This window comes from Thalassotalea ponticola, assembly GCF_041379045.1.
GTDB lineage: Bacteria > Pseudomonadota > Gammaproteobacteria > Enterobacterales > Alteromonadaceae > Thalassotalea_A > Thalassotalea_A ponticola.
This window is the reverse complement of sequence record NZ_CP166871.1, coordinates 1,009,803-1,030,535: the sequence shown is the minus strand read 5'-3', so window position 1 is coordinate 1,030,535 and position 20,733 is coordinate 1,009,803. Positions and strand designations below refer to the sequence as shown.

Annotated in this window: 17 protein-coding genes and 1 pseudogene; 5 read left to right on the top strand and 13 right to left on the bottom strand. The window is 42.3% G+C overall.

Translation table 11 applies throughout. The features are described 5' to 3' along the window. The first annotated feature begins 7 nt into the window (after positions 1-7). Entirely contained in the window at positions 8-937 is a 930-nt protein-coding gene (gene rlmF / locus ACAY30_RS04450) for a 23S rRNA (adenine(1618)-N(6))-methyltransferase RlmF (RefSeq protein WP_290250642.1), read from the top strand. A 254-nt stretch (positions 938-1,191) separates the two neighbouring features. On the opposite strand, the gene ACAY30_RS04445 is transcribed toward rlmF, so the two are convergent. Continuing rightward, positions 1,192-1,611, bottom strand: coding sequence for an acyl-CoA thioesterase (locus ACAY30_RS04445; protein WP_290250643.1), 420 nt, complete (start codon positions 1,609-1,611; stop codon positions 1,192-1,194). A gap of 208 nt (positions 1,612-1,819) precedes the next feature. On the opposite strand from ACAY30_RS04445, the pseudogene ACAY30_RS04440 reads away from it, so the two are divergent. After that, positions 1,820-2,071, top strand: a pseudogene (locus ACAY30_RS04440) (endonuclease III); the annotation flags it as partial. A gap of 27 nt (positions 2,072-2,098) precedes the next feature. On the opposite strand, the gene ACAY30_RS04435 reads toward ACAY30_RS04440, so the two are convergent. After that, entirely contained in the window at positions 2,099-3,415 is a 1,317-nt protein-coding gene (locus ACAY30_RS04435) for a S41 family peptidase (RefSeq protein WP_290250644.1), read from the bottom strand. Positions 3,416-3,417: 2 nt separating this feature from the next. Further along, a complete protein-coding gene (locus tag ACAY30_RS04430; RefSeq protein WP_290250645.1) occupies positions 3,418-3,891 on the bottom strand; it encodes a hypothetical protein in 474 nt (157 codons plus the stop codon). A 200-nt stretch (positions 3,892-4,091) separates the two neighbouring features. Between ACAY30_RS04430 and ACAY30_RS04425 the strand changes: the two genes are divergently transcribed. Then, complete coding sequence (locus ACAY30_RS04425) at positions 4,092-5,174, top strand: low specificity L-threonine aldolase (RefSeq protein WP_290250646.1); 1,083 nt, start codon at positions 4,092-4,094, stop codon at positions 5,172-5,174. A gap of 148 nt (positions 5,175-5,322) precedes the next feature. On the opposite strand, the gene ACAY30_RS04420 is transcribed toward ACAY30_RS04425, so the two are convergent. Further along, the gene (locus tag ACAY30_RS04420; protein ID WP_290250647.1) at positions 5,323-6,204 is read right to left on the bottom strand and encodes an alpha/beta fold hydrolase; all 882 of its coding nucleotides are present in this window, start codon (positions 6,202-6,204) and stop codon (positions 5,323-5,325) included. A 131-nt stretch (positions 6,205-6,335) separates the two neighbouring features. Next, on the bottom strand, positions 6,336-7,223 hold the full coding sequence (locus ACAY30_RS04415; RefSeq protein ID WP_290250649.1) for a MipA/OmpV family protein: 888 nt from the start codon (positions 7,221-7,223) through the stop codon (positions 6,336-6,338). Positions 7,224-7,509: 286 nt separating this feature from the next. Between ACAY30_RS04415 and ACAY30_RS04410 the strand changes: the two genes are divergently transcribed. Further along, entirely contained in the window at positions 7,510-8,037 is a 528-nt protein-coding gene (locus ACAY30_RS04410; RefSeq protein ID WP_290250650.1) for an NADPH-dependent FMN reductase, read from the top strand. A 58-nt stretch (positions 8,038-8,095) separates the two neighbouring features. On the opposite strand, the gene ACAY30_RS04405 is transcribed toward ACAY30_RS04410, so the two are convergent. Both ACAY30_RS04405 and ACAY30_RS04400 read right to left on the bottom strand, forming a co-directional pair. Beyond that, positions 8,096-9,106: a phosphotransferase gene (locus ACAY30_RS04405; protein ID WP_290250651.1), complete on the bottom strand. Its 1,011-nt coding sequence runs from the start codon at positions 9,104-9,106 to the stop codon at positions 8,096-8,098. A 43-nt stretch (positions 9,107-9,149) separates the two neighbouring features. Beyond that, positions 9,150-10,088 (bottom strand): M14 family metallocarboxypeptidase, encoded by a 939-nt coding sequence (locus tag ACAY30_RS04400; RefSeq protein WP_290250652.1) that lies wholly within the window; start codon positions 10,086-10,088, stop codon positions 9,150-9,152. Between the two features lie 418 nt (positions 10,089-10,506). On the opposite strand from ACAY30_RS04400, the gene ACAY30_RS04395 reads away from it, so the two are divergent. Beyond that, entirely contained in the window at positions 10,507-11,409 is a 903-nt protein-coding gene (locus tag ACAY30_RS04395; RefSeq protein ID WP_290250653.1) for a hypothetical protein, read from the top strand. 86 nt (positions 11,410-11,495) lie between these two features. On the opposite strand, the gene ACAY30_RS04390 is transcribed toward ACAY30_RS04395, so the two are convergent. The 6 genes from ACAY30_RS04390 to ACAY30_RS04365 all read right to left on the bottom strand — a co-directional run bounded on the left by ACAY30_RS04390 (position 11,496) and on the right by ACAY30_RS04365 (position 20,683). Continuing rightward, positions 11,496-11,957, bottom strand: a complete 462-nt coding sequence (locus ACAY30_RS04390) for an acyloxyacyl hydrolase (RefSeq protein ID WP_290250654.1) — start codon at positions 11,955-11,957, stop codon at positions 11,496-11,498. 348 nt (positions 11,958-12,305) lie between these two features. Continuing rightward, positions 12,306-13,217 carry a UTP--glucose-1-phosphate uridylyltransferase GalU gene (gene galU / locus ACAY30_RS04385; protein ID WP_290250655.1) on the bottom strand — a complete coding sequence of 304 codons (912 nt, stop codon included), beginning with the start codon at positions 13,215-13,217 and terminating at the stop codon, positions 12,306-12,308. A gap of 17 nt (positions 13,218-13,234) precedes the next feature. Then, positions 13,235-14,452 carry a capsule biosynthesis protein gene (locus ACAY30_RS04380; RefSeq protein ID WP_290250656.1) on the bottom strand — a complete coding sequence of 406 codons (1,218 nt, stop codon included), beginning with the start codon at positions 14,450-14,452 and terminating at the stop codon, positions 13,235-13,237. Positions 14,453-14,462: 10 nt separating this feature from the next. Further along, complete coding sequence (locus ACAY30_RS04375; protein ID WP_290250657.1) at positions 14,463-16,472, bottom strand: capsular polysaccharide biosynthesis protein; 2,010 nt, start codon at positions 16,470-16,472, stop codon at positions 14,463-14,465. A 20-nt stretch (positions 16,473-16,492) separates the two neighbouring features. Continuing rightward, complete coding sequence (locus ACAY30_RS04370) at positions 16,493-18,511, bottom strand: glycosyltransferase (RefSeq protein ID WP_290250658.1); 2,019 nt, start codon at positions 18,509-18,511, stop codon at positions 16,493-16,495. Positions 18,512-18,526: 15 nt separating this feature from the next. Continuing rightward, a complete protein-coding gene (locus ACAY30_RS04365) occupies positions 18,527-20,683 on the bottom strand; it encodes a glycosyltransferase (RefSeq protein ID WP_290250659.1) in 2,157 nt (718 codons plus the stop codon). Between the last annotated feature and the right edge of the window lie 50 nt (positions 20,684-20,733).

The following is a 20,733-nucleotide window of genomic DNA, read 5'->3' as shown; positions in this document are numbered from 1 at the left end:
TGTGATAATGCATTCGCGCAACCTGCATCAAGGCGATTACGACTTTAAGCAATTAATTGAGGCTGAGCCTAAACTCGCCCCATTAGTTGTTAACAAAGGCGGTAAACAGACCATTGATTTTAGTAATAACGCCGCCGTCGTGTTACTTAATCGTGCTCTGTTGAAGCATCACTACCAAATTTCATACTGGCATTTACCGCAAGGTCATCTGTGTCCGCCAATTCCAGGTCGCGTTGATTATATTCACTATTTAGCCGATATTCTCAAGCGCGCTAATGACAATACAATCGCCAAACACCCAACGCAAATAACGCTATTAGACATTGGCACAGGGGCGAGTGTTATTTACCCACTGCTCGCCCACCGAGTATATGGTTGGCAGGTGATTGCCAGTGATATCGCTAAAACATCACTGAACAACGCGCAAACGATTATCGACAAAAATCAATTGTCCGGCGCAATCCAACTGCGCCATCAAGTCAACAGCAACACCTGTTTTAACAACGTCATTAAACCAGGCGAGCTGATAGATATGACTATCTGCAACCCGCCTTTTTTTGACTCGCTTGCACAAGCCCGACAAGCCAACCAACGCAAATGGCAAAAGCTTGCCAAGCACACAGCGGCGTCACTGCCCGCTGATAACTTTAACTTTGGCGGTAAACACAACGAGCTGCACACCTCTGGTGGCGAATTAAAATTTATTCGCCGTATGGTTAATGAAAGCAAATACTACGGCCAGCAAGTGATGTGGTTCACCACCTTGGTTTCCAACAAAGACAATGTCAGCCAAATAAAACGCGCGTTAAAGAAAGTTAATCCACAAGTCGTGGAAGTCGTAAAAATGGCACAAGGTCATAAAATCAGTCGCTTTGTCGCTTGGAGTTTTATGTCAACTGAGCAACAACGGGCGTGGTGTGAGCAACGTAACCGATAACAAAGTAATGTAGGTGTTACGACTTATCGCTTGTAGCTTCTATCCTTATAGCTTACCGCTTCTAACCTTATAGCCTTACTACTATACAGCCTTACAGCTTATAGCTTACAGCTTCTAACCTTATAGCCTTACTACTATACAGCCTTACAGCTTATAGCTTACAGCTTCTAACCTTACAGCCTTAAAGCTTACAGCTTACAGCTTATAGCTTTGACCCTGCATACGCCATAACACCATCCGATGAGCAATAAAGGTTAGGTGTCGAGTAGGTTTAGAGCTCGCAATTCGCGCTCGGTTTGACCGATAAGCTGTTCTTGTGTTTTACCATGGGCAATCGGTTGGCGAGTTTGTGGATCAACCTGCACGAAGACAATATCGTCGGCTAAACAAATGGTCTTTTTGGTTTCTTTGTTGCGCACTAAACAGGTAACCGTGATTGACGTGCGTCCCACAGCCTTGGTAGCCAAACCAAATTCAACGATATCGCCTTGTAACGCAGGCGATTCAAAGCTTATCTCGCCAATGTGTTTCGTTACCAAACAGTTGGTTTCTAATTGACAAATGGCGTAAATCGCCGCTTCTTCATCAATCCATTCAAGAGCGCGACCACCAAATAACGAATTGGCATAGTTAAGGTCGCTTGGCATCACCAAACGACGAGATAAAAAGCGCATAGAGACTCCTAGTGCGAATAAAAAATACAGCGAAACATATGCCGAAATTATATGAAATTATAGCCATTTAGGCTACCTGATAATCTCATCTGACCAGCGTAAACGGCGATTATTATCGGTACGTAGTTAATGCGTCGAACCGAGATCCGCTAAAAACTAACACTAGTGATGTGCCAACCACGTTGCAACCTCTGGAAAGTGATCGGTTACCGCCTTAGGGTGGCCTACCATAGCGGTGGATACACATATAGACCGAGTTTCAAACCGTACTAAATTCGCAATGGGTAAAAACGTGGTGGAAGTTGAACGAAAACTGCTTAAAGTGGTGCCAAAAGAATTTAAAGTTGATGTTCATCACTGGTTAATCTTACACGGTCGTTATACTTGTGTTGCGCGTAAGCCTCGCTGTGGTGCTTGTATTATTGAAGACTTGTGTGAGTTCAAAGATAAGGCTGAATAATCGGCGCTTCTCTATAAACACACGCTCTTAGTTTTCAACTATGACCTTAGGTTGATGCCAAAGCCTGAAAACATGCAACTCTGTTTTTCCATTATGCTCTTTAAATAAGAATTGCCTTTGAATTGACCTATCGTCATAAAAATAACCGTTGCCTAAGTTGATCAATTTAACCCAGGGTAAACCACGGAAAGACATCCATAACTCGCCAGATTTCACTTCAAAAACAAATTCACCAAACTTATGGTTTCTAACTAAATCAGGTAAGTAGAATTTTAAAGAATCTCTATTGACTCTGGCACCGACAGTCCTTGATAGCCAGTTGTAATAGCTTTTATTCTCTTCGTCAGCATTTTGACTTTTTAAAACTTTTAAAGCATCTAAATAAGCAACATCAAATGCGAGTTCTGAACTTGTATTTATGTCTGGAAAAAGACCTGTGCCTTCTTCAAACATTTTTCCGGTGATTGAATTGTTCATTTCTATTCTTGGAAGTCTTAAATAGAACTCATCATTTAGCACTACAGGATCAAAGGCCTTACCACCTCCGTAAGTTCTTTCACCAACAACTGTTGCACGAGAGAACGCTTTCAAATGGTAAGTAAAATGTTCAGCGAGACTAAATGTAGTACCACTTGTCAGAATATACAGTGGCTTATTAAAATGCTTTGCCCCATTTGCAGAGCTAATTGTTAACAGCTTCGTATGTTTATTTTGCCATCGTTCTATTTTGTCAGCGAAATGTATTGGCTCAGGCCCTAAAAAATACCCTAAGACTAGTGGCAAAATACGGCTATTGCCTCCACCGTTCCTTCGAAGGTCTATTATCACCATTTCCGAATTTTCTAGAAAATTCATCACTGAATCATAGACAGGAGTGCTTTCATCAACAAAACCATCAAAATAACTAAATTCAATATACCCGACATTTCCTTCTAGCATTCTGACTTGCTGAATACCAAAATTAGCCGCTTTAGATTCTGCGAGCTTACGCTGATAATTTCTAGCGTTTTCTTGTTCAGCTTGCTTATTCGATTGTGCTTGTGCACGTAGTTTATATCTCTTAACATCCTTTTCAGAATAGACAATGCCTATGTGGTTGTCTCCAGACAAAGTTCGAAGCTCTTGCGATACCTTTTCTGCGAACTCTTGCTTATCTCTCAGCTCAGAATATTTTTTCAAAAACTCTTTTTTTCGCAAATGGCTAGATAAGCTTTGAGCTACCTTTTCTGAATAAAATTGAGACTCAATGACGTCAGCCGCTTGCAGAAGGGCTTGCTTGTTATCAGCTGCATAGGCATGGCTAAAAAGCACGCTAACAATCAACAATAAAATCAATTTATTCATTATTATTCCCCGCTAAAAACTCTTTGTTCTAATGTTGTTATTTCAAAGCTCTTATTTAATAGGGTTAGGAGACTCTTTAAGTCCAGCCCTAACTCATCATTTAGCTCTTCAAAAACCAAGTCGGCTTTGTCTAAGTAGTCCATGAGGATACTGCCCTGTTCGATTCCAAATTCAGTTAACTGGTAATTTGTCTTTCTCTTGTCGGACGGGTCTTTATAAGCACAAATCACATTTAGTTTTAAAAGAGTTTTCACTCGCTGTGATGCTAACTGATGAGGAATGTCGAGATATCTTGCAATATCTAATAGTGAGGCCGTTTCATGTTCAATTAGAACGACCACAGTTGATGAAGTTATCACCGGAATTTTCAATCCTATTCTTTCATATATTGGCTTTGCTTGTTTCTCAATTAAGGAAGCAAAATCCAAAGCTAACTTAGGAGTGAACCCCCTTCGAGCTGTTTCTATATTTTTCAAATTGATGAACCACTCAAATATACGCAATATATTGCGCAATTTATTGCATTTATTATATTATGTCAATATGAAGTAATAAATTATGAGCCTAATAAGTTAATTTAAAGGACGCAAAACGCTTCGATTGTGCTCATTAATCGCTAATTTTAGCCAAGCATTTATGCGTCCACTTATGTACCCACAAACGAATAGGAAATAACATGTACAAAGGTGTTTTACTCGGTCACCCATTGATGTCGGAATGTAATAAGTTCTTAACTCGGCACAAGCCACTTAGTCATAAGCAATGGATTGAAAGAATGGAGCAAAGTTTAGGGTTTTATCAAAATATTGATTTATTTGGCACGGGGCCAACTATAGAGCTACTTGAACAAAAAATAGCAACTATTCTAGGTAAAGAACGTGCGCTTTTCGTTCCCAAAGGCACGTTAGGCCAACATAGTGCTTTACTGCATTGGTCTTCACTGTCTAATTTCAAGAAAGTAGCCATTCACCCCCAATCTCATATGGAAGTTGACGAAGAGTTTGCTTATAAAGAGCTGTTAGGGCTAGACGCCGTTATGTTCGGAAAACCTGATAAAGCGATTGACACCAAAGATATAGAAAACCTACCTAAAGCCCTCTCTACTATATGCGTAGAGTTACCTACTAGGCGAGCTGGGTTTAAATTACCAACATGGGAATCGCTCATCTATTTAAAACAATTTGCAAAAGAAAATAACATTCCACTGCATATTGATGGCGCCAGACTTTTTGAATCAGCGTGCCATTATGATAGACCATATGAAGAAGTTGCCGCACTTGGTGATTCTGTATACATATCTTTATATAAAACACTCGGCGCAGCCGCTGGAGGAATCATTGCAGGAAATGCAGACTTCGTAGAGCAATTAAAGCCTTGGAGAAGTCGATTGGGAGGGGAACTGTTTACTGCTTTTCCTTATGTATTGACTGCTTTATGGGGGATAGAAAATTATTTGCCTAGAATTCCAGAGTTTCACGAACGAGCACTAGAATTGAGTCACTCCATTAAAAGGGCGTTTGGCTCTAAAGCTATTCCAAATCCTGTGCAGTGTAATAGTTTCTTAATTGAACTACCTATTGAGGCTGATGAATTAGAACGCAAAGCACTTGCCCTCGCTAAAAGTGACAAGATTTGGTTATTCGATAGAATTATTAAAACAGACGACAATAGCTGTCGTATTGAAATTCAAATAGGAGACGCGTTAGATGACTGGCAAGATCATGAGCTGATTAAGGTGATAGATAACATGATTAGTTAATCGCCACAAACTATGAAAAGGCAGAACCTACTCTAATAAAAATAAATAAGCCTCAAGTAGATTGGCGAGCCACTATAAAGTATCTACATAAACATTCAATGCTAATGATTAAATGAAAAAGGTAGCTTTTGCCCTTACCTGATGTTTATTAATGTCTACTTTGATTATCTTTCGGTTGAGTTAAGATATTGTTGTGGTCATAGTCCACCAAATTTCCGTACTTCTTTGCCAGTAAGGTAAATTTCGCGTGGCTAATGTTGCACTCTTTGATAAAGCGTTGCACATCATCTTTATGACCTAAAATACTGTCATTGATACCGGTTAGGTGCCACGTGGCCGGCCACGGTGTGCTTTGCGCCGCAGCAAAGTAGTCAAAGCCATCTTGGCGATCGCGCCAAGGGCCTTTTTTAACCCAAGCGACGCTGTCGGCTAAACTTTTCTGCGACTCGCTATCGGCGCCAATATTAAAACGCTTAGCATCAAAAAATCCGTGTTTTTTAGCGAGTAACGGGGCGATACGATTCCAAATCAGATCCACCTTGAGCCATTTTTCAAGATTTTGTTGATAGATACTTCGCTTGGTACCAAAACACACTTGGCTGCGCACCTTGTCAATGTATTGAGGAAATCTAGCCAGTAAGCTAGCCACTAATACCCCGCCCCACGAGTGACAAATAAAGTGCAGTGGCTCTGCGTGATGCTGATAAATAAAATCAATACAGGCGGGGATGTCGGTACATATCGTTTCGCGTTGGCCGTAATCCGATTGGCCGTTGAGTGTTGGCGTACTCTTGCCGCGTCCACGCATATCCATGACGTACACATCGAAACCATGGCGAGCCAAAAAACAGGCTAACCCTTTACCCGACTCGGTATAAAATATACGTCCGTTTTCAATGGCACCGTGAACCATCAATATCGGAGCGGGCCGCTTTTGCTCTGCATCGCAATCGGCAAAAATATGACGCATGTGCAATTGTTGTTCGTCAACACTGACGAAAACGGATGTTTGTTTTATAGGTAACGACATAAAAAATAAGGATTTTGCCTGGTTAGACCAGATTGTACGTGTTTATTTGCAGGTTGCAAAGACTACAATGCCTTAGTATCAGCCACCTGTTTACCTTATCAGTGCCGGTAAACAGGTTGGCTCTAGGTGGTTTACAAACCCACCGTTTGTTTTGAGCTAAACAAGGTCCACTTTAACCCCAAGGCGAGAGAGTAGGTAAACTCCTCGCGGTACAACGGACTGTCAATATTTTGCCCTTGCTGCCAAAAACCTAATTGTACTGCCCCAAATAGCATCATGCTTTTGTTGATCTGGACTCGGTGGGCAACGGATACTTTGGTCCCCAAATAACCACCGTGACTTTTGTAATAGGGACGATTAGGCAATACATAAGCTTGACCGACATCATAGAAATACTGTTGATTTTTATCACTGCTAAAGGTCGGCGCGATGCTGAAAAAGAACCTCGAGTCCTCAACCAAAGCATCGTCTAAAGTGAAGGCAAGCTCAGGTTGAAATACATAACCCCGTTGGGTAATGCTGTCAAAATCCGTTGAGAATGCAGCGCGTAATTGCAAATTTAACCACAGCTCACCGTTGTCATCAAAGCCTTCGGGCAAGGTTGAAAATTCGGTCATTAAAAAGCTCGCTTCGGGTCCTACTTCAAACATGAAGTCAAGATCGGGCATGCCTTGACGTATTCGAGCGTCTTCTGAATCGGCATTAAAGGCACCGCCTAAACTCAAGTCTAACTTAAAACGCTCCTGCTCAACCGCAACGGCTTTAACAATCGAGTCGTCCCCCAAGCGAAATACCTTACCTCGGTAAATAACAAACGGCACCGGCAGTACCTTGCTTTGATAATCTTCTGCCGCGGGATAAATTGGCCCGTAAAAGGCGGCGTTAAATAACCCCATTTCCCAAAGGGGTTTATCTGCACTGAGATCCAGTGATAGCGGCTTGCCTTCGTTCGCGTGAGCGGATGAAATGAAGCCAACGAATAGCGCGATGAATAAAGCGAAATATTTTTTAATGATCATAGATACGGTAATAACACTATTTTTATAAAAATGGTATGCGATTTGTGCATTGTCTGCACGTCATACGACAAAAACAGACACTTTAGTTTACATTGACACGGCGTAATTATGTGACCGACTATGTGACCGACGCCTAGGCCAACGCGAAAGCCATCGATACAGGAATATTCGTAAAAATCGAATATCCCTTTCGATATATAGCGCTAGTTATTATCGGCTAATTTAGGCATGATACGACAACTGATATATGTTCGCTGTTGTTTTTTATTGTCGCAAGGAAATTTTTATGAAAATTATTGCTTTCGCTGCCTCATCAAGTTCAAAGTCTATCAACAAACAATTGGTGACCTATGCTGCCAACATGGTTGATGGCGCTGATGTCGAAGTTATTGATCTTAACGATTACCAATTACCACTGTTTAGTGAAGATGCGGAAGCCGAGTTAGGCAAACCCGAACTGGCCCAAGCATTTTTTGATAAAATAGGCAGTGCCGACGCGCTGGTAATTTCGTACGCAGAACACAACGGCAGTTACACCGCGGCTTTTAAAAACCTGTTCGACTGGACTTCTCGAGTTAACATGAAGGTGTATCAAAACAAGTCGATGATTTTACTGGCAACATCACCGGGGCCAGGCGGTGCCAAGAGCGTATTGGCAACTGCCCAGCAGTCAGCACCATTTTTTGATGGTATTGTTAAGGGCACATTTTCACTGCCGAGTTTTTACGACAATTTTGATGTTGAACGCGGCAAACTGATCAACGAAGAGTTAAATCAACAGCTACAGCAGGTTGTCAGCCAACTGGCTAACTAGGGGCTATATTTAACCACAGGACAGCGTCAGATACGCCCTGTCCTGTGTTGGCTTTGCATCAAGTAAACTCAGCTAGCGCTTGCTCACTCATTTTCTGCATAAAGGCATTAATTTTGTAATGATCCGGTGACCAACCTATTAAAAATCGATGAAAGTCTGCCCAACAAACCAGATAAAGCGATCGCCATTCCGCCTCAAGCTCAGCCCCATTGAGGCCTATGCTAGTAGCCGCAATAACCCGCTGTAAACAATCAAAATAGTAATCAAGTAGTGATTGATGGTGTAATTCCAGCGCTGTTTGATCTAAACAGCTGGTAAACAGATACATCACATCTCTTACCCCAACGCCCAGCCCAGTGTACTGAAAATCGACGGCGGCAACCGCACTGTCGTCTTGTGCAAAACAAAAATTGGCAATTTTCGCATCGCCGTGAACCACGGTTTGAAAACGCGCGTTGCTAAGCGCTAAATCAAGCCGTTTAGCACAGCGCTTTAACGGTTGTTCTGCCATACTGTTAAATTCGTCTTGCCGGGTTGCCAAATGCCAATAGCAGCCTGTTGTCCAAAGGTGCGACAGGGCTTGGTTATTCGACTGAGTTGTCGAATGGGTTAATAACAGTCCCTGACCGTGAAGCTGCGCTAACCAGTGTAAACACAAACGAATAGCGCTAAGCGGTATATTGTCATCTAATGCGACGTAGCGCTTGTTAAAACCTGCCTGGTCTAAATCTTCGAGCACCAAAACCAGATCGGGCATGTCGCCGAAACTATGCAATAAACGAGGAAGTCGGCAATGTGATAACAATGGCGCCACATACTGATAAAAGTCACGTTCTACTTGATACGAGGTGACTTTTCGTTGATGCGACGTATTTGAGCTCCAACCGCGCGGATGATTGAGTGTATCGGGCAATTGGATTTGCTTGGCAACCACCGATACGTCATCTTGGCTATTGTAGTAGCGAACAATTTTCCCATAACCGCTCCACAGCGATTGCAACAGCTGAGATTGGGATAACTGCTGTTGCTGTAAATAGCGCTGCAGTAGCGCTTGACTTGAATTACTCAAAACACTCTGTGCCTTGTATTACAACGATTCACGACACATCGCATTAGCGTGACAGCACATAATCAAGGGCACCCGTAATTGCTGCCACTTGCGCTAAAATACAATTTTCGTCATCAACTTTTGGGCTATCTGGATATACCTCGGTGGTGGTGACATAAGGCGCATTGGTTAACCCCATACACAAACCGAGCTTTTTCGCCGCGTAGTTGATCACACCAAACTGTTCTAGATCGACGCCAATGAGTTTATTTTGCTCATCGGCTAGTGCAATGTGGGTTACCTTAGCAACTTCATCTATTATCGCCTTTTGCAATTGTGGCTCTGGACGATCACTATCGGCAACAAGGTAAAAGCCATCGGGGATGTTCCACGTTTTTTGTACAATGGCATCGCGCGCGGCAAGTGCCGGGCGAAATTCACTGTTATCGCTATCGGTGGTTTCGTGTAAATCGATATGCAATAAAAAAACCTGCCCTAGCTGATGAACAAACGCCATCGCTTGCTCGGATTCTGGGGCTGGTGAATCGCTATAGAACGAACGATTTGGATCGATGGCAGACTCATTCCAGCGATTGATGGTTTCGTAACCCCAAGGACTAATACACGGTAAAATAACCAGATTAACCTGTTGGCTGTATCGCTCAGCCTCCGTTTCTGCAAAGCGAAGTGCACCTTGTACCCCTGAAGTTTCGTAACCGTGAACACCGCCGGTTACCAGTACCCAGGGCTTGTTATCGTCAGCGGATTTCTTAATCAACGCATATAACGGGTACTGTCCTTGTGTGTAATTTAGTTGGCCGTATTCAATGACTTCAAAACGTTCTGACAACGCATCAATTTTATTAACCACCTGTTGCACATAACTGCGTTTAATGGTTTGTTCAGCCAACCACATGGCAACGTGTTTTGGTTGCCACTTTTGTCCGGGAGTGCCAATGTGATATTCACTGTTGTGCGGGTTGCTGTCGATATGCTGAGTCATATTAATGCCTTTGTTGTTGAATCGTGGTAATAAGCACAGTGTTGCTGTAACTCACTACTTAAGATTGCGTTTTTTGGGTAATAAGTGTTCTGAATAAGATTTATTATACCTAGCAAGATTACGAGAATAAACACGACAGCTATTTAGCTGTTCAAACCGTATTCAGTTACCGGGCATTGGTTAAAGTCGCGTTTTCCTTCAAAAATCGGTCTATGCTTAGCAAAGCACAACCCTAATGTTCGCAAAATAAACTCGGCGTTCATCGAGTATTTGGATGTCAGTTCCTTTTTTCGCGGTTTGTGTAATGGCTTGCTCAGCAATGCTTTTAAAGGTTAAGCTAAAAACGTTAACAAGGTTAAAAACAACAATGTACAACGTTTAATTGAGATTAGATTGGTTAAGCTGTGAGGAAATCTATATGCTGTCTAAACATTATCGCGGGTTACAACACGTGTTAGTGCACCTGATTTTTGCTGTTATCGCAGTGTTGGCATTACCGAGTCAGGCGGTGCAATTAGAAGTAGAAACAAACGCACGAGAAGCGAGCGAACAAGAGAAAATAATCGCTTGGCTTGAATTTGCTAAACGGGCCACTGAAAAAACCTTAACCGAGCTGAAACAAGCAAAATTACCCGTCAATATAAAAGTGCAAAGTAGTGGTGATGAGCCCGTTCCATTTGCAATTGTGCGCACGGCTTTACATGAAAACAACGATTACAACCAACTCATCTTTACCATCAACTCAACCGCAACGGCACAACAACTGCGCCAAGACAAAACCGTTTATCATCAAATGGCGCATTTGTATTGGCCACACCTTAAATTGAATGTTGCTTGGCTAAGTGAAGGCTTTGCCACCTATCTGCAACACCTTACGATGTATAATGCCGCTATTTATGATAAGCAAGAATTGATCAAACAACTGAATTTAGGACTTGAACGCGGCCAAACCAATACCCGGACGATGCGTGGCACGCTAGCAACGGTGAGTGAAAACATGTGGCGCAATGGTGCAATACAGCGCGTGAATTGGTCGGGTGTTGCTTACTTTATGACAGTCGATCATCAGCTGCAACAGCAGGGTTCGTCAGTACTTGAGGTTGTGCGCCAATACTATGATTGCTGCCTAGATCACCAGCACAATGCAAAAACACTGTTAACGGAACTCGACCGAATCAGCAAGAGTACGATTTTTTCGACCACCTTTGAGCAATACCATTTGCGCAGTGACTTTCCGACAATCATCCCGGCGCGAATTGGTGATATCGCCACCTATTACAGCAAGTTATTAAAACCCGAGTTACCAATTCAACAGCCATAACCTACATTGTCATTAAAAAAGCGCTAGTTATGCACTAGCGCTTTTTTAGGTCTCCCCTATTGGTCGACGTGTAACACCGGCTTTGGTCAAAACAAATAGGCAAAATAGACTTGATAAGCGTCAAACGCCGGGTTTGAATTGTAGCGATCGCCGTTAGATATATGTTGAAAGGCAATGCCGGCTCGGGCATGTTTATCAAATCGATACGATGGCCCAATGCGATAATAAAATTGCCATGGCCCGCCGTAATCTTTGTAAGCAACGCCCTTTTCACCAAATTGAAAATTATCGTAGTAGTACATCCCACCTTCAACGGCAATTTTAAATTGGTTAGCCAAATACCAACTTAAGCCAAGTCCTCCACCAGCAATGGTGCCAGAGCCTGCCGACGTCTGTAGCTGTCCAGCGTTTACCACTGGGTACCAATAGACCGGTAGTGAATTCACCGCGTTCGATTCGGGAAAAAAGTAACTTAGTTCAAGCTTTTGTATGTCAATATTTTGCTCTTCAATAGGTTGCCCATACGAAAATGCGACTTCGTGTTCCAAAGCTACTCCATGCTGTGAAAACATCACACTTGCGAGCAACGCTACCTTCAAGCACGAGTGTGTGCGAATGGATAGCATATGTTGCAAAACCTCTATTCTTATTGTTGGAAAAAATCCTTAAGAAATTTGTTTTGCGAATTACGGGTAAAAATAAATGGCAAAGAAAGATTAACAATCACCAAAAAACGGCACCAGTAATACCGCCCTTTGACTTCCGTGTAGGTACATTTTTAAACGTAGGCAACGAACTTCATTTGCGCAACAAAGAGACTGAATTTAGTGTTCAAATAGGCATAAAAAAACCAGAGCAAGCTCTGGTTTTAAATCGTTTAGAAAAAAGAAAAGTAATTACAATGAAAGACTTCGCAAGTAAGTTGCAAATTCTTCAGCCAATTGAGGATGGCGTAAGCCGTATTCAACATTGGCTTTCATATAACCGAGTTTTGAACCACAATCGTGAGATTTACCGGTCATGTGAAACGCCTCTACGGTTTCTAACTTCATCAACGTGGCAATAGCATCAGTCAATTGAATCTCATCACCGGCACCCGGAGGGGTCATTTCAAGTAGTTGCCAAATCTCTTTCGATAAAACGTAACGACCGACAACCGCCAAATTTGATGGTGCGTCTTCAACCGCTGGCTTTTCAACTATCGCTGTCATTTGACAAGATTCGCTTGCCGATAGTTGTTGACCACCACAGTCGACCACGCCATAGCTGCTCACAAGTTCTTGCGCCACTGGCTCAACCATAATTTGACTGGTGCCAGTTTCGTTAAAACGAGTTAGCATTGCGGCAAGGTTTTCGGTTTTTAAATTACTGGTCACATCGTCAATAAGAACATCAGGTAACACAACTGCAAATGGCTCATTACCAACAATGGGTAAGGCCTTTAGCACAGCATGCCCTAAGCCTTTGGCCTCACCTTGACGCACGTGCATGATGGTTACATCTTTTGGACAGATAGCCTGAACCTCTTCAAGTAGCTGGCGCTTTACTCGATTTTCAAGTGTTGTTTCCAGCTCGAAAGATTTATCAAAATGATTTTCAATCGCATTTTTCGATGAATGCGTTACTAATACAATCTCTTTGATACCGGCAGCAATGCATTCGTTAACAATGTACTGAATCAGTGGTTTATCAACTACAGGCAACATTTCCTTTGGAATGGCTTTGGTTGCTGGCAACATGCGCGTGCCTAGACCCGCAACCGGAATGACTGCTTTTTTTACTTGCTTAAGTTGCTCATTGTGAGTCATAAAAAGTATCCTTTGATTTAGCTCGCTTTGCGAACTTCAGTAATTTGAGAAGAAGACTGGATCACATCGTAAACCTGATTAATTAGCGGTCGACGACCTTTGTAAAAATCTCCAGGAATTTGAGTCTGTTGCTGAACATAGCTATGAAATTTAGCGAACAACGCTTGGTCAACTTGAAAACCTGAAGTCCAAAACTGATCAAGTTTCCCTTGGTAGGTAATACCTTCAATGTCGTACATGGCTTTACCTAAGGTAATGGTGGGCAAATGATGAATTAGCGCCGAAATCCCTACCGTTGAATTAACGGTAACCACACCTTTGGCATGTCGGTAAATATCTGGTAAGTTGACATCGTGTACGTAGTAAACACGGTTTTTCAAGTTATGTTGCCCAGCAAGTTTGTGGATTAGCGATTGATAGTTGCAAAAACCGCGATCTTGAGGGTGATGTTTAATTAACAATGCGTCGTTTTTATCAGCGTGCTTTGCAAATGAGATGATCACGTGCTCAATGACTTCAGCAACAGATGAAAAAGGTGAGTGTTCGCGCAACTGATAATCTACCTGCACTTGCAGTGGCAACAAGAAAAAGCGCTTATCGAATTGCCTAAACACCTTGCGTTTAACTGCAGGGTCGGTAATTCGAGATATAACTTTTTGCTTGAAGTTATTAAGCCAGAAACCACATTCTTGCCAACTGGTCCACGGTCGGTGATGCTCATAGTGCGGAAACTCCTTTTGCTTCAAAGTAGTATTCACGTAATAACGCACTGCATACCAAAGCCTTTTTTTGAAGGTTGGACCTACTTGCACATTGCTCTTAACAGGCATTGCCTTGGTTGACTTTATGACATCAACAGATCGATTTAAAGATGAATATGCATTGCAGCCATCTTGCTCTAAGGTAACAAAACCAGCGCGTAAATAGCCCTCTTCAAAACACCAAACCCGCAGCCCTTTCGCCTTAGCAACGGTAATCGCGACACGGTGATAAAAGCGACAATCACCGTATAACGCGAGGTCAGTGATATTGTGTTGTTCAATAAAACTGATCAAATAGCGCCCCCAATCAGCCGATGTTCCCTGATAGTCAAACTGATGGTCTGCGCCAGCGTAGACGCGGTCTCCGCCATTAAAATTAATTTTGAAAGTTTTATGCCCTCGCACAGAAAAGTGATTGGCAAGATGTTTAAAAAAGGTGCCTAACGGACTTTGCAGAAATAATACGTGTTTCATTAGTACTCCGTTAAAATGATAAACGCATTGTCAATGCTTGCCATAAATAGCCAAGCTTGGTAAAAATTCTTTGCATGGGCGATAGTGAAATCTTTTGATTTAGTTGCTGTTGTTGAATCTGTTGAACAATATTTTCAGCTGAGGTGAATAAGCCAGTTGTCCAGTCGATGTATATTGGGTATTGAATCAGCGCAGCAAAAGCCAACTCTTCTAGAGTTTTGCATTTAGTGCGTCGTGTTAGAGGGTGCATATCTTTGGTTAATCCCCAGCCGGCATAAAACGGTTGCCCCCAAGTGACTACCTTCACCCCTTGAACAAGCGCTTCAAAGCCACTTAACGAAGTCATGGTATGCAGTTGATCGATATGCGCATACAAACTGCTTAAAGACAATTCGGTAATTTCTTCGTCGACGCAGTATTGCTTGCAATGCGATGATATTTTCCCGTCGCGATTACCTGCAACAACATCGGGGTGTGGCTTGTAAATAATGTGTGCGGTTGGATTTGCATCACGCACAGCGCGCAATAGCTCTTCATTAGAGCCAATAAATGGGCTACCTTGGGCTAGCGATGCATCGCCATCAACTTGACCAACCACCAGTAAAATCGGTGATTTAACATTCTGACACTGATAGTCACTGACTTGCCCCACGTTGTATTTACTCACCTGGTTTTGTCTTAAGGTATTGAGCAATGCCTTTGCCCTTGCTAATTGAGTTGATGACAGATTTGCGCTGCTGATTAATTGCTCGAGTCGACTCGGTTTTGAGCTATCAAAATACATACCCATATCATCAAACGCCAGCGAAGAAGGGCGGCATAAATCTGAGCCTAAACCGGCCGAACGAATAAAGCCATCCTCAACTCTAAGTGCGCCGGTTAATTGTGCGTTTTTCATTCCCCATAACAAGACTTGTTCATGTTTATTCAGTGAGTCTGGTACGTTATTAACATGGCGTACATTGATGGCATATTTTTTACAGAACGACTCAATAAAGGCCTTTTTCCACGTTGAAAAGTTTACCGCATACAAGGTTTGCCACTTAGGTTGGACATATTGCGCGACGATTAGCTCGACAATATCTTCCACCTCACATACTTGCTTGGTAATTGGATTAACGTACTTCGGGTAGTCTATTAACGACGCGTGTACCAAAGCTTGCAAACTAACGCCCTTACGACGACTACTTTTTAATGCGTCCTGGGTAAGCCCCCAGCCCGCGTAAAACGGCATACCAAAGCAATAAACCGGTTTATCTAACAACAGGGCTTCAAACCCCATTTGCGATGACACCGTGTAAACATAATCAACAGCCTTGAGCAATGCATGCGGATGGCAAATGTCATCAATTATTTCAACATTGTCGAGTTTTTGACTCGCTAATACCCCAACCTTTTTACCAAATTTGGTATCCGGATGAACGCGTACGTAAATGGTGGCGTTGGGATGGTTTGCGCGCGCGCTATCAAGCATATCGATAAAGCTTTGCTCACTGGCAAGTGCCCCTTCGATAGATAAGTCACCGGCAACTTGGTCAATGACAAGGACTTTGTTGTGCTCGTCTTTAGCAAATTTATCGCGCAGTGATTCTGTTAGCTCCGGTGACGAATAACAATTGTATTTAGTAATGCCATTAGCACATAAACTACTCATTAATAATTGGCTACGGTCGAGTTGCGCATCAGACTTTTCTACAGTGATAAGCTGTTCTAATTTTGATACCGTCCGTGCATCGTAGTAGAGCCCGTTTGCGTCGGCAATAAGAGATACACTGTGACCATTAGTCGCAGGGTGCCCTACATAACCAATAAAGCCATCTTCCAGGTAGAGATAATCAAGGTTATTAATTGAGGCAAAACGTTTTGCTTTTTGCGTATTCTTTTTTAAGCCCCACCCTACAACGGTATCCGTTGAACCGGGTTTACTAAACGGCTTGAGTAACGCGAGTTTTTCCTGCAAGCATGCCTCAATTACGGCACGACGCTGAAAAATCCCTTTTGATGAAGTCCAAAGAGTCATTAAATATTTTACGGGTAAAGTTAGGCTATTTTCTTAAATAAGTTTGCAACGAATTTTTTTAAACTCTTACGCGAGGCAACCATTTTTAGATAATTTAAACGTTGGTAGTTGTCACTCCAATAGCGATCAAATTGTGGACTGCTAAAAGGAATCACGTCACGACCGCGATTAAAATGAATGGTGTGTTCAGCAAGCCCGCGAATTTCTATAAATTTATCCGCCACAACGTTGGTCATATCCATGTCTTTAATGTACTGGGTTGGATATTGGGTAAATGAATACAACTTAAAGCGTAAAAAATAAACGAAGCGCATTACATGCGTGGTACTCGGTCGAAAGCCTTGCTTGATCGCACTAACCAACGCTTGATTTGAATGCACCGTCACATTTAGCAGCGGATGGGAGTACCAAGTTTGCTCCAATAAATATACTGGCTTATTGCAAATCAAACCATGCACGGCAGAGGCTGCATTCAATGCCACTAGCGAATCTGCTAATTCTTCTGCTTCGAACAGATCGTCCTCGTCAACGGCGATTATACGATCGGTCATCTCAATATTAAGCTCTCGACTCTGTGGATAAACGATTAACCATTCATGCCCCAATTGCTGCGACATATACACAATAATGGTCGATAGTTCATCATCTGCTAATGTGCAGTATTCATCGCATGCGGTGAATAGCAGAATCTTTTTATTTACGTTGGCAAATAAACCGCTAGTCAGCTTTTCTAACTTCTTTTTGCGTTTAGCTTCTTTGTGCTCAATGTAGTTTGAAACCTTGATAACCTGTTCAGGTGACAGCGACTTATTCCAACAATCATCGGGCAAATGTTTTTGCAAGCGCACCGAGTTATTGCGCTCAAAAAATATTGAATTAGGCAACGCACCGCGACCACAGCAAATATAGTTAAAGTTGTTATTGACACACCAAGTGTGTAGCGCCAGGCAATTATCGCTTATCAGTGGTAATTCAAATAAAAACTGCGTGACATTATTTTTCTCAATCCACTGTTTGATACTCGTATCGCTATCAAACATCAGCCCATTGTAGGTAACGCTGTTACCAAGAAAATTATGTAAATAACGGTTTTCGCTGTAGCGATTTTGTTTGTAAAGAGCGGTTACAGTGTCAGCTGCGACCGTGATCGGTTTTGGTTCAATGACATTGATATCTCGCTCAAGTTGCTCTTTGAGTATTTTTTCGTTTTTGCGCTTAAATTGATGATATTCGCCATCGATCGGGTGTGGCGCATGAATCAAATAAATACCTTTTGAGCCTAACCAGTCACCATATAAGCGATAAATAGACTTCCAACCTCGATATTTACGAATATTCATGAAGTTACCCTTCATGGAGTGCCAATTCCTAGGTTGTGGATAGCGCATATTTTTACGGATCATGCGAGTTGTAAACTCGTAGTCTTCGTACCCCCACCCTTCAAAATGTTCGTTTTGACCACCACAACTTAAGTAAAAGTATCGATTCACCAACACCACAGACGTGCCATGTGAGTACTTTGATACATACTGCTTGTTCGATTCGATCATTTGATTGATACAAAACGACTTGCGCAATCTTTGCTCGGTGCTGTTGTATAAACGGTAGCCTTCTTCCGTTAGGTATATCACCGGACACATTAACAGATGGTCAACGGTGGTACGCATATTAAGCAACTCAGCTTCAATAAGCAGATCGTCGTAAAAACCTGGATATGGAATGAGATCAGCATCCATAAACATGATTAACTCAGCAGTGGCAACTTTAGCACCGTAATTTCGAGCACGAGCCAAATTAAACGGTGTTGCTGAATCGGCACCTGTTGTCTCGTATCGTATTCCCAACTCTAGGCACTTACACTTTAGCAACTTAGCATTTTCCACCACAGAACCATCGTCAACGACAATAAACTCGACAGTGTTTTCTTGATAACCGGTTTGACAAAAACCGAGACGATCGACGATGTCCATGCGCTCTTTAATTAAACGCACGGGAACAATCACACTAAGTTGAAAATTGGGGTGAGGCGTGTAGGTCAAAATGTTGATACTTTTTTATTTAAACAAATTTAAATCGATACGATTATCACGTTGCTTTAATTTCTGCTTTAACGCTTTGCGAGATGAACTGAACTCTAGAAGCTCATGCCAATGACGTTGATAAATTTTGCGCTGAATTTTATCACTAAATGACGCTATCAACGAGTGAAACTGAGTTAAAAACTTAAATTTAACTGCCATCATCGTCTCATTGTATACTTTATTTTCATGAGTGACCTGCATCGGTCGAATATGCACTAAGGGCTTGGCGACGACATCGATTTTATAGTGCTGGAAAAAGCGTAAATTGAATTCCAGGTCCTGATGGCGAATATACGATTCATCAAAGCCATTTAGTTTTGTTACCGCCGCCCGTTTATAGGTTACGGTGTTGGTATGCAGATAATTGTTTTGATAGTTTAACAGCAGTATATCTTCGCTTAGGTCGCCACCAACGTAGCGTTTTTGATTTTGCCCTTGTTCGTTGCCATTAATGTAGCCACAATACACCGCACCAACGTCTGCATTGGTTGACTTTAGCTTGTCTACACACAAGGTTAAGCGCCCAGGTAAATACACATCATCATCGTCAAGAAAGCACACATACTCACCTGTAGATGCGAGAAACCCCGTGTTTCGCGCTGCAGAACCATTGCGATTGCGCGGATGCACAATATAGTGCAGGTTAAAGTTTGGATGATGATCTTTGATATCTTGCACTATAGCCGCTACGCGCTCTTGGTTGTCACTGTGCAGACCATTGTCATCAACAACAATCACTTCCGTATTGTCATAGCATTGACTGACGACGCTAAGCAACGCTTGGTGTAAAGATTCAGCGCGTCCGTATGTTGGGATAATCACCGATATACGCCCGTCGACCAAGGTTTTTGCACGACTTGGTAACTCGCATAACTGTGTGTAGTTGCGATTGTTACCGCCTAACTGGTTGCTGATAAAATTGACAATATCTAATTCACTGAGTACATGCTCTGCCTTAATAACCGCAGACAGATCGCAATCAGGCGGCAGCAAAGAGTGTTCAAGCGCTTGAAAATCTCCTGCGTATTTTTGCGCAACCTCCATATTGTGCAACGGTATCATCCCCAGCGACGTATTTGCGTATAAATTCAACAAAAACGGCCTGTCATTAGCCGGTGCAAAAGTTGCAAAATAACGAAGACTATCAATTGACTCAACCACAACACCAATTGATACCAATGACTGAGGATATTCAAATTGCGACACGTCCCACTTCATCAATTGCGCATGCTCGATTTGGCATCGACTATCTCGAATTGAGCTGTCACTGACATCTGGCATTACTAAATTAGGAAACGCGACAAAACACGACGTTGAATGGTTTTGATAAATATGCCCTAACGGCAAATGGTCAAACGGTGCCTCAAAGGTGCTCGCGAGTTCAATAAGCTCATCAACGATAGACACGTCGATCGCTATGGCAAACGAGCCACAGGTATCAAGCAGTGAAGGCTTATAAAAACCATTTTTCTGCGCGTCAGCTACATTTACATGTTGCCAGTTATACTGTGACGCACCTAACTGCAACACCTTCCAATCGCTAGGAATGGTCGTCGCGAACTGCTTAAATTTGGTAAAAAAGTTATCGGCTAGGATTACGTCATCTTCAAGTATTAAAATGCGTTTATAACCGGACTCTTTGGCTTGCCTTAAGAGGCGAATATAGGTGTGTAAATAGCCCCATGCGCCAGGAGATTCAATAAACTTTGTGCTGCGTTGCTTTTCAACAGAATTAAATTTAGCAAAAAACTCTAGAGCACCATTTGGGGTTTGCTGATACTGTACAAATTGCTGATATAAGTTATCAGCATAACCATTGGATGCCGTAAACAATTCAAACTCAATGTGACATTGCGTCAGCTGTCGGGTCATTTTAAAGCGTTTTGCTAAATCGTGTTCAAGGTTGACCACATACACTTTATCAAAGTAGGTGTTAAACCAAGTTGCATCGTGCTCAACATCGGTTGTTGTGTTATCTACGCGGTTACCGAGTTTTTGTTCACATAAGGCAATATTGTAACGAACAAGCTCATCGCCAAATTTATCTCGGGCTTGCTGATAGAGTGCCAGCGCACCATCGTAATCGCCTGAGGTATATTTTAACGCTGCTTGTTTAAATAGATTTTGCATAGGATAAAAAGCGCATGACCTAGTGGCCATGCGCTCGTAACAAATTTAAA

Coding starts and splice junctions, on each gene's coding strand:
- ACAY30_RS04410 (WP_290250650.1), top strand. CDS start 7,510: ATGAAAATTATTGCTTTCGCTGCCTCATCAAGTTCAAAGTCTATCAAC.
- rlmF (WP_290250642.1), top strand. CDS start 8: ATGCATTCGCGCAACCTGCATCAAGGCGATTACGACTTTAAGCAATTA.
- ACAY30_RS04380 (WP_290250656.1), bottom strand. CDS start 14,452: ATGAAACACGTATTATTTCTGCAAAGTCCGTTAGGCACCTTTTTTAAA.
- ACAY30_RS04375 (WP_290250657.1), bottom strand. CDS start 16,472: ATGACTCTTTGGACTTCATCAAAAGGGATTTTTCAGCGTCGTGCCGTA.
- ACAY30_RS04415 (WP_290250649.1), bottom strand. CDS start 7,223: ATGATCATTAAAAAATATTTCGCTTTATTCATCGCGCTATTCGTTGGC.
- ACAY30_RS04435 (WP_290250644.1), bottom strand. CDS start 3,415: ATGAATAAATTGATTTTATTGTTGATTGTTAGCGTGCTTTTTAGCCAT.
- ACAY30_RS04420 (WP_290250647.1), bottom strand. CDS start 6,204: ATGTCGTTACCTATAAAACAAACATCCGTTTTCGTCAGTGTTGACGAA.
- ACAY30_RS04400 (WP_290250652.1), bottom strand. CDS start 10,088: ATGACTCAGCATATCGACAGCAACCCGCACAACAGTGAATATCACATT.
- ACAY30_RS04445 (WP_290250643.1), bottom strand. CDS start 1,611: ATGCGCTTTTTATCTCGTCGTTTGGTGATGCCAAGCGACCTTAACTAT.
- ACAY30_RS04395 (WP_290250653.1), top strand. CDS start 10,507: ATGCTGTCTAAACATTATCGCGGGTTACAACACGTGTTAGTGCACCTG.
- ACAY30_RS04365 (WP_290250659.1), bottom strand. CDS start 20,683: ATGCAAAATCTATTTAAACAAGCAGCGTTAAAATATACCTCAGGCGAT.
- galU (WP_290250655.1), bottom strand. CDS start 13,217: ATGACTCACAATGAGCAACTTAAGCAAGTAAAAAAAGCAGTCATTCCG.
- ACAY30_RS04425 (WP_290250646.1), top strand. CDS start 4,092: ATGTACAAAGGTGTTTTACTCGGTCACCCATTGATGTCGGAATGTAAT.